This is a genomic window from Haladaptatus paucihalophilus DX253, assembly GCF_000376445.1.
In the GTDB taxonomy this organism is placed as follows: Archaea; Halobacteriota; Halobacteria; order Halobacteriales; family Haladaptataceae; genus Haladaptatus; species Haladaptatus paucihalophilus.
Genome location: NZ_AQXI01000001.1, coordinates 187,379 through 201,811, shown reverse-complemented (window position 1 = coordinate 201,811; position 14,433 = coordinate 187,379). Strand labels below are relative to the sequence as shown.

At 64.1% G+C, this 14,433-nt stretch carries 14 protein-coding genes and 1 tRNA gene; 8 read left to right on the top strand and 7 right to left on the bottom strand.

Features of this window, described 5'->3' with window-relative positions:
* Nucleotides 1-89: 89 nt before the first annotated feature.
* Nucleotides 90-893, bottom strand: coding sequence for a diphthine synthase (gene dph5 / locus B208_RS0101165; RefSeq protein ID WP_007978589.1), 804 nt, complete (start codon nucleotides 891-893; stop codon nucleotides 90-92).
* 77 nt (nucleotides 894-970) lie between these two features.
* A complete protein-coding gene (locus B208_RS0101160) occupies nucleotides 971-1,813 on the bottom strand; it encodes a hypothetical protein (RefSeq protein WP_232423687.1) in 843 nt (280 codons plus the stop codon).
* Nucleotides 1,814-2,184: 371 nt separating this feature from the next.
* On the opposite strand from B208_RS0101160, the gene B208_RS0101155 reads away from it, so the two are divergent.
* Nucleotides 2,185-3,165 carry a class I SAM-dependent methyltransferase gene (locus B208_RS0101155; RefSeq protein WP_026177691.1) on the top strand — a complete coding sequence of 327 codons (981 nt, stop codon included), beginning with the start codon at nucleotides 2,185-2,187 and terminating at the stop codon, nucleotides 3,163-3,165.
* A gap of 149 nt (nucleotides 3,166-3,314) precedes the next feature.
* A tRNA-Thr gene (locus B208_RS0101150) sits at nucleotides 3,315-3,389 on the top strand.
* A 134-nt stretch (nucleotides 3,390-3,523) separates the two neighbouring features.
* Here the strand turns inward: B208_RS0101150 and B208_RS0101145 are convergent.
* Nucleotides 3,524-4,723 carry a GNAT family N-acetyltransferase gene (locus tag B208_RS0101145; protein ID WP_232423686.1) on the bottom strand — a complete coding sequence of 400 codons (1,200 nt, stop codon included), beginning with the start codon at nucleotides 4,721-4,723 and terminating at the stop codon, nucleotides 3,524-3,526.
* 117 nt (nucleotides 4,724-4,840) lie between these two features.
* Here B208_RS0101145 and B208_RS0101140 point away from each other — a divergent pair, with 117 nt between their 5' ends.
* Together B208_RS0101140 and B208_RS0101135 are read left to right on the top strand one after the other, a co-directional pair.
* Complete coding sequence (locus B208_RS0101140) at nucleotides 4,841-6,415, top strand: class I adenylate-forming enzyme family protein (protein ID WP_007978582.1); 1,575 nt, start codon at nucleotides 4,841-4,843, stop codon at nucleotides 6,413-6,415.
* 301 nt (nucleotides 6,416-6,716) lie between these two features.
* The gene (locus B208_RS0101135; protein ID WP_232423685.1) at nucleotides 6,717-7,079 is read left to right on the top strand and encodes a hypothetical protein; all 363 of its coding nucleotides are present in this window, start codon (nucleotides 6,717-6,719) and stop codon (nucleotides 7,077-7,079) included.
* 35 nt (nucleotides 7,080-7,114) lie between these two features.
* On the opposite strand, the gene coxB is transcribed toward B208_RS0101135, so the two are convergent.
* Nucleotides 7,115-7,885, bottom strand: coding sequence for a cytochrome c oxidase subunit II (gene coxB / locus B208_RS0101130; protein WP_026177690.1), 771 nt, complete (start codon nucleotides 7,883-7,885; stop codon nucleotides 7,115-7,117).
* A 177-nt stretch (nucleotides 7,886-8,062) separates the two neighbouring features.
* Here coxB and B208_RS0101125 point away from each other — a divergent pair, with 177 nt between their 5' ends.
* From B208_RS0101125 to B208_RS0101115, 3 genes are all read left to right on the top strand, one after another.
* Nucleotides 8,063-10,324, top strand: a complete 2,262-nt coding sequence (locus B208_RS0101125) for a DUF6789 family protein (RefSeq protein ID WP_007978577.1) — start codon at nucleotides 8,063-8,065, stop codon at nucleotides 10,322-10,324.
* Entirely contained in the window at nucleotides 10,324-10,884 is a 561-nt protein-coding gene (locus B208_RS0101120) for a hypothetical protein (protein ID WP_007978575.1), read from the top strand. The genes B208_RS0101125 and B208_RS0101120 overlap by 1 nt, the downstream gene beginning before the upstream one ends.
* Before the next feature lie 82 nt (nucleotides 10,885-10,966).
* Nucleotides 10,967-11,386, top strand: a complete 420-nt coding sequence (locus tag B208_RS0101115) for a VOC family protein (protein WP_018128653.1) — start codon at nucleotides 10,967-10,969, stop codon at nucleotides 11,384-11,386.
* Between the two features lie 6 nt (nucleotides 11,387-11,392).
* On the opposite strand, the gene B208_RS0101110 is transcribed toward B208_RS0101115, so the two are convergent.
* The 3 genes from B208_RS0101110 to B208_RS0101100 form a co-directional block, all read right to left on the bottom strand.
* Nucleotides 11,393-12,223, bottom strand: a complete 831-nt coding sequence (locus tag B208_RS0101110; RefSeq protein ID WP_007978571.1) for a cytochrome c oxidase subunit 3 — start codon at nucleotides 12,221-12,223, stop codon at nucleotides 11,393-11,395.
* 46 nt (nucleotides 12,224-12,269) lie between these two features.
* Nucleotides 12,270-13,049 (bottom strand): GHMP family kinase ATP-binding protein, encoded by a 780-nt coding sequence (locus tag B208_RS0101105; RefSeq protein WP_007978569.1) that lies wholly within the window; start codon nucleotides 13,047-13,049, stop codon nucleotides 12,270-12,272.
* Between the two features lie 103 nt (nucleotides 13,050-13,152).
* On the bottom strand, nucleotides 13,153-13,494 hold the full coding sequence (locus tag B208_RS0101100; protein WP_007978567.1) for a DUF7344 domain-containing protein: 342 nt from the start codon (nucleotides 13,492-13,494) through the stop codon (nucleotides 13,153-13,155).
* A gap of 100 nt (nucleotides 13,495-13,594) precedes the next feature.
* Between B208_RS0101100 and B208_RS0101095 the strand changes: the two genes are divergently transcribed.
* Nucleotides 13,595-14,410, top strand: coding sequence for an ArsR/SmtB family transcription factor (locus B208_RS0101095; RefSeq protein ID WP_007978565.1), 816 nt, complete (start codon nucleotides 13,595-13,597; stop codon nucleotides 14,408-14,410).
* The last annotated feature ends 23 nt before the right edge of the window (nucleotides 14,411-14,433 follow it).

The window sequence follows — 14,433 nt, the reverse complement described above, 5'->3', positions numbered from 1 at the left end:
CGACTGACGAAACCTACTTCATTTTTCGCGCACTCGACCCGTGAGCGGCGGCGCTATCGACCGCCGAAAAAATCGAGAATAAGACCGTTCTATACGACGTCGAGCAGGTCGCTCGGCGCGTCGGCGAGCGATTCGAGCGCGTCGGCTTCGATGTGGTGGAGGTCGCCCGGGACGACGAGCAGATGGAGCGGGTCGCCGAAATCACGCTCCGCGAGTTCCGAGAGTCGGTCGGCTTCGACCAGCGGGTCGGGGCTTCCGGCGCGCGCGACGACGACGGCGAGCACGTCGTCGTATCCGTCGGCGAGCAATTCCGCCGCGTGGCTCGCGGTCATGTACTCGTCCTCTCCGGCTTCGTCCTCTTTTCTCGGATTCCAGCCGACTTTGATGTCGAGGTAGACGAGCGTGTGCAGGCCTCGCTCGCGGTTGTCGTCGAGAACATCGGTCACGCTCGCTGGGAGTCCGTCCGCACCGTGGGCGTACTCGAACGGCAGCGTGGTCGCTTTCCCGAAGCGGTAGTTCTGCAAGCCGGTGAGTCCGCTCGCGGCGGACTCGGCGGTCGGTGCGTGAACCACGCGAGTGTCGATACCGCGGTCTTCGGCCCGGAGTCGGAGGTCGACGTGCGTCGTCGAAATCATGGTGTCACCGGCGGTGAGGAATGCGGCGTCGCCCGACTCGGCAGCAGCGAGGATGTCGTCCGGGTGCTGTTCGACGCCAGCGCGGTCTCGAACCTCGATGTCCGTGTCGTGAAACGCTTCGAGGTCGGTCACGTCCGCTCCGATGAGCTTGCTGGTGTAGAATTCGGCGAACACGCGGTCGGCGTCGGCGATGGCGTCGCGGCCCTCGACGGTGATCGAACGCTCGTCGTACAGGCCGAGTCCGATGAAGGTGAGCATGTGCGCTCTCCGTGTTCCGGCCGGTTAAAGCGCGCGAAGTACGCCGTTCGAAAAATTCAGCGGCTCATCGCGTCGGCTCAGTAAGGCTGACTCGGGTGGTGCTCCATCGATTGCGTTCCGATTCCCTGGGACGTTCCCTGCGTTCCGTACTGCTGGCCGAACCGCCGCCCTCCGGTTTGCTGACCGGACTGCTGTCCACCGACCTGCTGGCCGGATTGGTGGGTACCGGTGGTTTGGAGCGCAGAGAGTCCCTTCTCGATGGTGCCGAGCGACTGTTTGGCGTTCTCGATGGTGGCCTGTACCTCGGGTTCACCCGTGTGCTGTTGAAGCTCCTGTAGGCCCTCTTGGATGGCTTGCACGGAGCATTGCCCGATAGTGTGACTGACCGGTGACTGTCGGATGATGAGTTTCTTCTGTAACTCCGCGAGCTCTTGAATATCGTCACAGACGTTTGCGACGCGGGGCAATCCGCGTTGAACCGCCTTCACTTTGGCCCACTCGGCCGTGGTCGAGACCTTCTCCAAGTCGTCCACAGCGAGGCGAACCTCACTGGGAACCGATTCTTCGTATCGCTGGCGAATCTGTTGGCCGAACTGCTCGGCCTGCCGGTGCTGTTGCATCGGTTGCTGTTGCATCGGCTGTTGTTGCGTCGCCTGCCGGTGCTGTTGTTGCATTGGCTGTTGTTGCGTCGCCTGCCGGTGCTGTTGTTGCATTGGCTGTTGTTGCGTCGCCTGCCGGTGCTGTTGTTGCATTGGCTGTTGTTGCATCGGTTGCCGACTCGGTTGTCGTTCGAACTGTTGCGTCTGTGGCTGTCGTGTCTCTTGCTGGTACTGCTGACCCGTCGGTCGATACCGTTGTGACTGTGACTGCTGGCCGATGTCGAGTTCTTGTGTCTCCGGTTGCTGTAGTCGTTGTGTCATGGTTCTCTACCGGTCCCGAATTGGAACCAAGCCGCGGTACTCCGACGCCGGGAATAAACCGACGACTCCGTTTCGAATCGTTCAGCTACGCCATCCGACAGCAATGATGACTCGAACGGTTCGACTCCCCGACGGCACCCGATTAGCGGCCGCCGTTTAATAGATAGGGAATGGACGGTTGCGATAGGAAATCGACAGTTCCTCGGCGTACTCCCACAGTGGAGAGTCGATTACTTTGCGACACGTTGTCAAGCGGTGATGTGGGCAAGTGGCCGTTTGCAACTCGAAACTGTCCGTTGGTTCGACAGGGCCGTCCCCTCGCCGCGACCCGAAGCGTCAGCGTTAACGCCCGCTTCCGGTAACGATGACGTATGGAAGTGCCTTGCGTGCGCGTCGAACGGGAAGAGGGGGAAGCGGCGCGCCGCGAACTCGCCGAGTCGGATTTGATTGTGGACGAGGTGGAGATCGTCGTCGAAGACGGGTGGCTGTACATCCCCGTCACCGACCCAGACGCGATTCCACCGACGTTCGAGGTCGTCACCCGCGACCTCCCGACGCGGACGACACAGCAGATGCCCGCCGATATCCTCGGCTTCGAACCGAGTTACGAGCGACTGGGTAAAATCGTCCTCATCGACGAGGACGACCCCGAACTGGCGACCGAAGTCGCCGACGCGGTAGTCGCCTCGGCCCTCCCGGTCGAGACGGTGCTCAACCGCGCATCGAAGGTCAAAGGTGAGACTCGCGTGCGCGACTGGGACGTGCTGGCCGGGAACGGAACCGAAACCGTCCACCGCGAGTACGGTTGTGAGTTCCTCTTGGACGTCGCGCGGGTCTACTTCTCCCCTCGACTCGCCACGGAGCGCCACCGCGTCGCGGAGCAGGTGGAACCGGACGAACGCGCCTTCGACATGTTCGCGGGCGTGGGGCCGTTCGTGATTCCGTTCGCAAAGCGCGGCGCGACGGTCGTCGGCGCGGACGTGAACGATGTGGCAATCGACTACCTCAACGAGAACGCCCGCCGGAACGGGGTCGAAGACCGCGTGACGGCGATTTGCGGCGACGTTCGGGAGACGGCGACGGAGTACGAGAACTGGGCCGACCGCCTCGTCATGAACCTCCCGCACAGCGCGGACGAGTTCCTCGACACCGCCGTCTCCCTCGCGGGCGACGAGTGCGTCGTCCACTACTACGACATTCAACACGAGGACGACCCGTTCGGCCCCGGAGAGGCGGCAATTCGCGCGGCGGCGGAACCGGAATACGACGTCTCGGTCGAAACGCGGCAGACGGTGCGGTCCTACGCGCCGCACGAACTCAACGTCTGTCTGGACGTTCGATTGACGCGGTAGTTCGTGATGAATTAACGCCGGTGCCCGCGGCCATTTCGCAACCCTTATGCACTCCGTGGTGTCTACGTTGTAATGCAGTTGGAAGCCCCATGCCGGTGTCCGACGGAGCGTAGCGACGTCGGGTACGGGACACGAGCATACGCGAGTGTGCCGGTGTAGCTCAGACTGGCTAGAGCGATTCCTTCGTAAGGAATAGGCCGAGGGTTCAAATCCCTCCACCGGCTTCCTTTTCGAAAAACTTCACGATGAGCGGAGCGGATTCGTGGTGGGTTTGAATCAGTGAGTGAAGCGAACGAATGAACGGGACGACCGTGAGCCGTGGGCGACCCCGAGAATGGAACCCACTAACTCTTCGACGTCACCCGATTTCCAGTTCACAGAACGAGAGATTCCAACTTCCTTCCTCGGCCAGTCGGCGACCGTTGACCGTCCAGTCTCCACCCGGCCCACCGATGGGCCGCGCCGAGAACCAGTACTCCGAGGTCAATCGGGAGAGGGGGAAACGGTCGGTCGGCAGAAATCCGTGGTCGGCGAGGAGCGACCGCGGAAGCGTGGTTCCCGCGGCGACGATCACGTCGGCGTCCCGGTGTTCGTCGATGATTCGCCCGAGGAGCGCGGAGAGCGCCCGTTCCCGTGCCGTTCCGCCCGCGACCGGAAGCACGTCCGAGAGGTGGACGATGGTTTGGTCCGTTTTTCGTTGTTCGCCAACGACCATGGCGACGGGGCCGTACTCGCCGCGATATACGTAGGTCGTGTACTCGTAGCGAGGGTTCAGGAATCGCCACGCGAGGAACGTCTCGTCGCGGACGGCGTGGGCGCTCGCGGTGCGCTGTGTGGCGGCGATGTCGGCGAGCATGGCCGGACGGAGGTCGTCGTAGCGGTCGATGACGGAATCCGGGGCTCTCGACGTCATCCGGTCGCGCCCCGCGAGGTACCCTCGAATCGCGGGGAGTGCGGCGCTCGCAACCGGCGAATCGCTCAGCGCCTGCGGGTTCTGTACGCGGTAGTGTTCGGTGAAGTTCGTCAGAACGCCGTCCCGGAGCGAGAGCTTGTCCGCCAACTTCTCCAGTCCGGCTTTCACCGCCTCGTTCGGGAATCCGACGACGATGGACGGCTCCCGCGGGCCGTAGTAGTCGTAGACGTGTTTCGCCATGCGGGTGAACAGCCCCTGTCGGCGATGGTCGGGGTGGACCATCGGGTCCACCTGCACGAGCGCGAGTTCGCGCGTTCCGCCGACGGAGAGCGGAACCGGGAGGCTCGGCCGTGCACCCACGACCTCGCCGTCGCGCTCCGCGACGCAAATCGGGACGTGTGACAGGTAGGGGTTGTCGCCGAACTTCCAGTCGAACCACTCGCCGCGCCCGCGGCGGTCGCCGAACACGGTTTCGTATAGCGCCAGCACACCCGCTCGGTCGTCGGGGTCGTACTGCCGGACGACGTACGACCCGCTCTCTCTCGCGTCGGGGTCTGCCATCTCGTCGGCCATCGGGGAGTGGACGACTGCGGCCGACGTAAATCGGGACGGTCGTTCACTCGCGTAGGCGGACGCTTCGCTCACGTGAACGTGGTACGGAACACCTGCTTTCTCGGAAGAGGTGGCGTAAGTCGTCCGTTTGCTGGGGGTTCCGATGAACGATGCTCCGTACTTTTCCCGGCGTGTCGCGGGCGTGTTCGCATGGAAGCCGACTCGTTTTCGGTCGCGGCACGGTCGGGGAACGTCGCGCGACTGTACGACGAAACCGCGGAGTGTCACGCCGAGAAACTCGCGCTCGAAACGGACGGGAAACGGTACACGCACGCCGAACTCCGGGACCGGTCCGCTCGATTTGCGGGCGGATTGCAGGCCCTCGGGCTCCGTCCGGGCGACCGAATCGCGCTCTTCCTCCCCAACTGCCCCGAGTTCGTTATCGCGGCCCTCGGTGCGCTCAAAGCGGGGACGCCGTTCGTCCCGATGAACCCGCAGTATCGAACCCGAGAAGTCGCCTATCGTCTGGACGACAGCGACGCCAAGGCCGTCGTGGTGGACGAATCGCTCCGCGAGACGGCCGCGGACGCGATACGGGGGGTCGAAACGGACCCGGTGGTCATCGGTCGCAGGGATTGGGATGGAGAGGACGGAGACAGAATTGCGGACGCGGACCGCATGTTCGCGGACGTGGACGGCGAACCGGTCCTCGCCGAACGAACCGACGGCGACGTCGCCATGCAACCGTACACCAGCGGGACGACGGGGACCCCGAAGGGCGTCCTGCTCACCCACCGGAACCTCCGAGCGCAGTCGTTCATGGGGTTCGAGCGAACCGCCCTCGACGCCGACGAGGAGCGGTTTCTGTCGGTCCTTCCGCTGTCGCACATCGCCGGGTTCGTCAACCGGACGTGGCAGCCCCTCGTTCGCGGGGCGAGCGTCTTCCTCCGCGATTCCGAGTCGTGGGACCCCGAGGCGGCCATGGCGACCATCGAGTCGAAGCGAATCACGAAGTTCGGCGCGGTCGCCGCGATGTACGTGGATATCGTCGAACACGACTCCTTCGGCGAGTACGACCTGTCGAGTCTGGCGGAGTCGATGGAGGGCGGCGCGACCATGCCGACACCGGTACAGGAGACGTTCGAGAACGGCGTCGGGGTCGAACTGTTCGAGGCCTACGGGCTGACCGAGACGGGCGGCGGCACGCACGCCGGAATCAACGCGACGTTCGGGCCGCGTCCGGGCACCATCGGGCAACCGTTTCGCGCGACGGACTGTGCGGTCGTGGACGAGGACGGCGAGACCGTCTCGCCCGGAGAGGCGGGCGAACTGCTCGTTCGCGGCCCGCACGTCATGAAGGGCTACCACGAGCGACCGGAGGCGACCGACGCGGCGTTCACCGACGACGGCTACTTCAAAACCGGAGACATCGTGCGCCGCGACGAGGACAACTACTACGAGGTTCTCGGGCGGAAATCCGACGTCATCGTCACCGCGGGCTACAACGTCTATCCGGGGGAAGTGGAGGAAGTGCTCTACGACCATCCCGACGTCGCGGAGGCGGCGGTCGTCGGAAAACACGACGACCGTCGCGGCGAAACCGTCGCCGCCTACGTGGTTCCGGCGACCGGCGTGTCTCCCAACGCCGACCGACTGCGAGAGTACTGCCTGGAGACGATGGCGGCGTACAAACACCCGCGCGAAATCGAGTTCGTCCGAACCCTCCCGCGAACGACGAGCGGGAAGGTCCAGCGGTTCGAACTCGGCGGACGAGCGGACGACTGATGCGGCGTTGCGGTCGCCGAGAGGGGCAAACGGGCGTCCATCGACCGTGGAAGATGCGCTCCGACCTGCAGGCGTCCCCTATTTTTCGGTAGGCCGACCTTACAATCGGTCGCGGAAGTCACAGCGAACAACCATCTGATTTTGTTATATTTACTCGTTCAGACCACATTAGAACCGAGAAAGAACGATTGTATGGGTTCTCGAGTATTATTTCACAGTTTGATTTATACCAATGAACTGCGCGTAATCGGCAGAACTATCCGCTCCCCTTTTTCTCGTTGCCGTCGAGGGGTCAGACACCATGAGAGTAGCAGCACGGAGACTTCTCGCACCCCTGTTGATAGCCGCCCTCCTCGTCAGCACCAGCGCGGGCGTCGCGCTCGCGGCCGGGAACGCCTCGGACAGCAACGTCACGAAACTCGGCAATCAGGACATTACCATCAGCGACGCGACCGTCACCATCTCGGATACGAACATCGCCGGACCCGGATTCCCGAATCTCACCATCGACAACCAGCGGTACACGCTCGACTCCTCGACGATGACCATCGACGGTCTCCACGTCTCGTTCAACGGGCAGACCTACGAGATATGCCACGTCGACATCACGCTGAAGAACCTCGGCGTGACGCTCGACAACGTTCAAATCTCGGACAGCAACTGAGCGGTGAGCGAAACTCCGCTTTTTTCGGACGCGTGTTACCTCGCCGAGCCGTTTTCCGCCGTCGAATTCCGGAGCCACTGTCGGTACTCGTCCTTGGGGAGCACGCGGACCTCGGTCCGCATGCGCGCGTGGCCCGAGCCACAGAACTCGGCGCAGTAGCCGCGGTACGTTCCGGGTTCGAAGACGCGCGTGTGGATGACGGTGGTTCGCTTGGGGAACACGTCCTGTTTGACCCCGAGTTGCGGGACGAACAGCGAGTGAATCACGTCCGCGGAGGTCATCCGAACGTAGATGTCGGTGTTCGCCGGGAGAACGAGTTCGTCGCGTGTCGTGACGTTCGTCCCCGGATAGCTGAACTGCCACCCCCACTGGTAGGCGAGTCCGCGGACCGTCACCGAGTCCGTCGAGTTCGCGGCGTCCGCGAGTCCCATCCTCGCGCCGCCCGTTCCAGCGCCGCCCGTCGGTTGCGTCGGCGTGATGTACGGATTCGTCAGCACGGTGAACGCCGCGACGCCGACGAACAGCAGGATGATGGCAGTTGCGATGGTCCACGTTATTTCGAGCGGCGGGTCCTCCGCCGTCGGTAACGGGTCGTCGTTGTTCCGGAACTTGAACACCGCGTAGACCAGAATTATCTCGACGAAGAGCGTCAGCGGCAGCGCCACGTACGCAAGCTGGTAGTTCAGCGAGTCGATGAGCCGTTTGTTGACCGATTGCGCGGCCGCTGGTTGGACGGCGGCGATTCCGACGACGAACAGGCACACCAGTGCCCCCCACCGAGATGCCCCCCTGCGGCGAAGTCGCATCGTTCCCGAGTCAACAGACGTGCGGATATAACTATCGTGCGCTCGGTGAACTGTGTTTCATGTGTCAATTCTGTCGGACAGGAGGCGGCCTGCGGCTTTATCATGGTCGCCATTGACACGAGTGAGTATGCACGGGGGGAAGGGGACCAGCGAAGGCCATCGAGAGGTGGTTCCGCGATGAATCGGGCGATAGTCGAGTTCACGGCGCTCTCGCTCGTCGTCCTCGGGTGTTGGGTTCTCTCGCGGCTGTCCCATCGACAAGCCGCGGAACCCGACGGCGGGTATCCGGCGCGACGCGAGTTCGATTTCGACCTCGGTTCGATGTGGAAGTCCGTCGTCCACTGGACGACGACGACGAATCACCGCGAAATCGGGACGCTGTACATCATCTTCGGGACGTTCGCGGCCCTCTGGGGCGGTATCGAAGCCATGATGATGCGGACGGAACTGCTGACGCCGAACGCGAGCATCTGGTCCACGGAGACGTACAACGCGCTGTTCACCTCGCACGGCATCACGATGCTCTTTTTCTTCGTCACGCCGGTCTTCTTCGGCATCGCCAACTACTTCTTGCCCATCCTCATCGGCGCGGACGACATGGCGTTTCCGCGCCTCAACGCCATCGGCTTCTGGCTGTTGCCGCCCTCGTTGCTCCTCGTTCGCGGGGGGCTTCCGTCACAGGTCATCGGCCAGTTTCTTCGACTGTTCGACGTTCACGGCCCCCTCTTCCAGTTCTTCTGGACGCTCCGCGACCCGGAACTCGGATGGACGCTGTACACGCCGCTTTCGACCCAGAGTTCGAACCCGCAGATAGACTTCCTGCTCCTCGGGTTGCACCTCTCGGGCATCGCCACGACCCTCGGTGCCATCAACTTCATCGTCACCATCCTCTACGAACGCGCCGAAGACGTAGGGTTCGACTCGCTCGATATCTTCTGCTGGAACCTCCTCGTGACGAGCGGGATAATCATCTTCGCCTTTCCGCTGCTGGGGAGCGCCGCCATCATGCTGCTGTTCGACCGCGTGTTGGGAACCACGTTCTACGCGCCACAGGGCGGCGGGGCGCTCCTCTGGCAGCATCTGTTCTGGTTCTTCGGGCACCCCGAAGTGTACATCATCTTCCTCCCGGCGACGGGGCTGATGAGTTTCATCCTGCCGAAGTTCGCGGGCCGGAAGCTGTTCGGGTTCAAGTTCATCGTCTACTCCACGATGGGTATCGGCGTGCTCTCCTTCGGCGTCTGGGCGCATCACATGTTCACGACGGGTATCGACCCGCGCCTCCGCGCGAGTTTCATGGCCGTCTCCATCGCCATCGCCGTACCGAGCGCCATCAAAGTGTTCAACTGGATAACGACGATTTGGTCGGGGCGGGTTCGGCTCACGGCACCGATGGTTCTCTGTATCGGCAGCATCGGCACCTTCGTCGTCGGCGGCGTGACCGGCGTCTTTCTGGCGGTGATACCCGTCGATATCGTCCTCCACGGCACCTACTACGTCGTCGGTCACTTCCACCTGATACTCATGGGCATCATTCCGTTCATGATGGTCGCCGCGAGTTACTACTGGTATCCCATCCTGACGGGGCGGATGTACGACCGGCAACTCGCGCTGTTCCAATCGCTGTTGCTCGTCGTCGGGTCCGTCGTCACCTTCGGCACGCTCGTCATCATGGGGCTGTTGGGTCTCCCGCGGCGCTTCGCCATCTATCCCGCGGAGTTCGCGTCGTACCAGCGCATCGCCACCATCGGCGCGTATCTCCTCGGCATCTCGGTGCTGTTGTGGCTCTACAACATGCTCTGGTCGTACTGGAACGGCACCCCCGTCAAGACGGCCGACGTGTGGGGGCTGAAACGCACCCACCAGTTCACCCGCGAGTGGCAGTGGTTCGAACGACGGCTGGAGGAGAAGTACGGCATCGAACCGACGGAACCCGAAATAACCCGTCCGGCCGCGACGAGCGTCCCCGGCGAGGGCAGTCCGAACATCCTCGTCGGCGTCGAACCGCTGATAAACACGATTCCGCGCATCGCGGGCGCGGCCGCAATCGGCGGGTTCATCGGAACGATGCTCATGTCCGGCGTGCTGTTCACCGCGACGGTGCTGGGCGTGTTCGACCTCGTGTCGTTCTCCGACCTCGCGGGATTCGTCGGCGAACAGGGCGTGGTTATCGGCTACCTCCTCTTCCTCATCGGGGGAATGACGACCTGGGCGCTCCTGTTCGCCGTCCTGGCGGAGTACCTGCCCGGGGGTCCGCGGATCATCACCGGATTGGCGTTCGCGACGATAATCTCGGTCGGGTTCGGACTGGCCTTCTACACCGGCCAAACCGGTCTTCACCTCCTCGCCTACGCCGTCTTCGTCCTCATCGCCCACTGGTTCTACGGGTTCGGACTGTCCGCCACGTTCGAGTACCTCTCCGAACGGTGGGAGGTGGCCTGATGGACCCCGACAACCGACATCCCGAACCCATCGACGAGGAAAGCTCGCTCTCCGAGACGTTGCTAACCTACGGCGCGCCGTTCTTCGGCACGCTCCTCGTCGCCGTCGGTATCGCCGGGGGAACGCTCGGCGGGTACGCCGTCGTTCAATCCCAACTCAACCTTTGTGGCAATCCGACCATCGTCGTCTACTCGCCCGGCGCGACCGACCAGCTGACGGCCGCGACGCGGACCGACCCGCTCCGGGAGTTCGGCATCGACGAACTCGCGCCCGCGGAACGCCGGGCGTTCGAGGACGCGCTCGAAAATCCGCGGGACACCGGCGAGGTTCGCGGACGGTTCGTCCACCGGCGAGCATTCGAACGAGGCGTCCTCGTCGCGTCCGGCGGGACCACCCGGTACGTGACCATCTCCTCCGCGAACCCGTGTCTCGGGGTTGATCCGCTCCTGTTCCCGCTCGGCGTGGTGTTCGTCCTGTTGGGCGCGCTCGGAATCCTCACGCCGCCGCTCTACCGAAAGCTCCTCGAACGTGAGGAGCGGGCACGCGGGACGAATCGGTGATTTCGGCGTTCTTCGACCCGATTCCGAACCCGGAGGCGTGCGTATTTCGTGCTCCCCGTCGTCCGTTCATCGGGAGAGAACCATGACACAGCAATCGACCGGCCACGTCTCGCGGGTCACGCATTTCGCGCTGATAGTCGCGGACCAGGAGGCGGCCCTCGACTTCTACACCGAAACGCTCGGCTTCGAGAAGAAGGAGGACAGCGAGATGGGCGAGGACAGGTGGCTCACCGTCGCCCCCGCGGGACGGGAGGGCGTCCACATCATCCTCCGGTCCCCGGAGTGGTTCGACGGTCGGGACGCCGACAGATACGAGGAGTTGGTCGGCCACAACCCGATGATCGGCTTGGAGGTGGACGACTGTCACGCGACGTACGCCGACTTGCGCGAGCGCGGCGTCGAGTTCGCGTCCGAACCGCAGGAACGCGAGTACGGCGTCGAAGTCATCGCGTTCGACCCGGAGGGCAACGAACTCCTCTTCGTCGAACCGGCGCGGGCGTGACGGCTCTCACCCCGTCACGCTCGACCCGACGTACAGCACGACGACGAGGAATATCCACACCGCGTCCACGAAGTGCCAGTACATCGAGACCGTGCTGACCGACGTATCCCGTTCGGAGTCGTACTGGCCGCGAATCGCCCGACCGAGGACGACGAACAGCAAAATTACGCCGAGCGTGACGTGCAGGCCGTGCAAGCCGGTCAGTCCGTAGAAAGCGCTCCCGAACAGCCCCGAGGTCAGGGTGAACCCCTCGCGGACGATGAAGTCGTAGTACTCGTACGCCTGCCCCGCGACGAACCCCACCCCGAGGACGACGGTGACGCCGAGGAGCGCGAGAAACCGCTTTTGCTTCCCCTTCCGGAGCGCGATGTGCGAGTAGTGAAGGGTGAAACTGCTCAGCACGAGGACGGTCGTGTTGACGAGCAGGAGCGATGTCAGCACGTCGGGCAGCTCCGCGGGCGGCCACGTGCCGACGCGGACGAAGAAGTAGTAGGTGAACACCGCGCCGAACGTGGCGATGTCGGTCAGCAGGAACGACACCATCGTCGCCTCGTAGGAGTACTTCTTCTCCGTGCTCGTCCCGTGTTGCCAGTAGTCGCGGAGGTAGGCCTGGTCGAGCCATCCGCCCAGTCCGCCGACGAGCACGACGAAGCCGAAGAGTGCGAGAACGACCCCGACGATTCCGGGGAACACGTCGGAGACGCTGCCCAGTATCGTCAACCCGAGTCCGAGGTACATGGTCGCCGCACCGCCCGCAGCGATGATGGGCCATCGACTTCGGTGATGCGCCGATTCGTGTTCGTCCGCGGACGCCTCGGTCGCCACTGGGTCGGCCATAGCCGATAGAGACACACCGCGGAACGGCAAAAATTCGACGGCGACGCTACAGCAAGTGTGCGCCGGAAAACGAGACGGTCGTCCGGTTCGGGAGCACGTCCTCGACGCCCACCGCGAAGACGGTTTCGCCGAGCATCGCCATGCTCGCCGCGCCGCCCGCCGTCTCCACGTCGGCCACGGTGTCCCGAACCGTGTCCGTGGGGAGTTCTATCTCCCGTGCGAACGACCACGCGTCCCGCGTGAGGCGTTCCAAGGACGGCTCGCGCGGCAGCGAATCGAGCGTCTTCCCGCCGACGCGTCCGATTCGCGCCATCAGGTCCGGGTTACCCAGCGTCTCGCTGGTCGCCATCCCGCCGAACGAGACGTACTCGATGGCGTCGGTCGGTTCCCAGCGGCGGCGACCCGACCCGTCGCTCATCAGCGCGCCGCCCGCCGTCTGGATAAACACGTCGCCCAATCCGGTTCCGGCGTTCACCTCGGCGACGTGCGAGGCGTGTACGAGGTCCTCCCGCGAGCGTCCGAGTCCGAACTCCGCGTTCGCCGCGAGCGCGGTTGCGAGCGTGGCCGCGCCGCTCGCGCCGAAGCCGCACCCGATGGGAATGTCGTGTTCGAGTTCCACGCGGGCGGTGCATCCCAACTCGTCGAGCACGCCGGAGACGGGTTCGAAGTCGGTCCCCTCGCCGTCGAGCAGTATCTGGGTTTCGTCCGCCGCCCGCACCGACGCGACGACCCCATCCTCGATAGCCATGCTCGCGCCTCTCGACTCGTCGCCCGACTCGGCCGGTGCGAACACCGCCGTCACGCTTCCCGGAGCGAACGCTCTCATACTCGTTTCAAGGCGAAAACGGCCCTTCAATCTCCCGTCTGCGGAACGAAGCGCCGGAAACGGTCACGCGAGCGGATTAGAGTGTGTCTAAGCTCCGGGGCGGTCACATCCCGCCGTCGTCGAATTCGAGGGTGACGTCGAGGAGGTCGGAGAGAACGTCCGGGAACGAGACGACTTCCACTCGCTCTTCGTCGTCGGGGAGGTGAACGATACCGGCGGCGACGAGCCGCGGAATGTCGGTGTGGTGGAGTTCGGTGTAGATGTGGACGTGTTCCTGCCCCGAGAGGGGTTCGTCCCGGTCGGCGTCCATCCACCCCGCCACGTTGTCCGCGAGACGCGTGACCGTGGTCTCGTCGTGCCGCCGGAGGTGGTACAGCGCGTACCGTCTGCGCGGTTCCGTGAGAATCTGCAACAGTGCTCGTAACGAGGTTTCGTCGCCGTCCATGTCTTCGCCTACCGACGCATGCGTTTCCAGCGGGACGTAATAAAATACCGGGAAAGCCCGCGTCGGGCAAAGTTATAGTCCCCGCTCGGAATGGTAGGGTATGGTCGACTTTCTGCCCTCCACCGTCGATTCCGTCGCGGACGAGGACCGCGACCCGCGAGTCGTCGGCGTCGACAGCGAGGACGCGGACGCGTTGGTCGCCGCCCTCTCCTCGCAGACCGGACGCGATATCCTCGCGGCTCTGTACGAGGAACCGGCGACCCCGGCAACCATCGCGGAACGCGTCGAGACGTCGCTCCAGAACGTCCAGTACCACCTCGGAAAGTTGGAAGACGGCAACCTCGTCGAGGTCGCGGACACGGCCTACTCCAGCAAGGGGCGCGAAATGAAGGTGTACGCGCCGACCGCGGAACCGCTCGTCCTCTTCGCCGGGAACGAGTCGGATACCGTCGGACTGAAATCCGCCCTCTCGAACCTGTTCGGCGGTCTCGGCATCCTCGGGCTGGCGAGCCTCGTCGTCCAGCGACTCGCCACGAACAGACCGATCATCGGACCCATCTTCCAGATGGGGTCGAGCGGCAACACTGACAGCGGCGAGAAGGTAGCGACGACGACGGCACGAAGCGCCGACGCGGGCGGCAGCGCCGGAAACGCGGCGACGACGACCCACGCACCCGCCGACGGCGGAACGACCCACGAGGCGGCCCGGACGACGGCGGAAGCCGCGACGACGGTCGCGGACAAGACGACGACCGCGCTGCATGCGAGCACGACCAGCACGACGCGGACCATCGCCGAGAGCGCGTCGGGTGCCGGTATCCCACCCGGAGCGCTCTTTTTCGCCGGTGGCGCGCTGATTCTCGTGCTCGCTTTCTTCGTCTGGTATCGCCGGGAGAAACGGAGCGGGCAACGCTAAGCCTCTCGGGGTCGTCTCTGAGG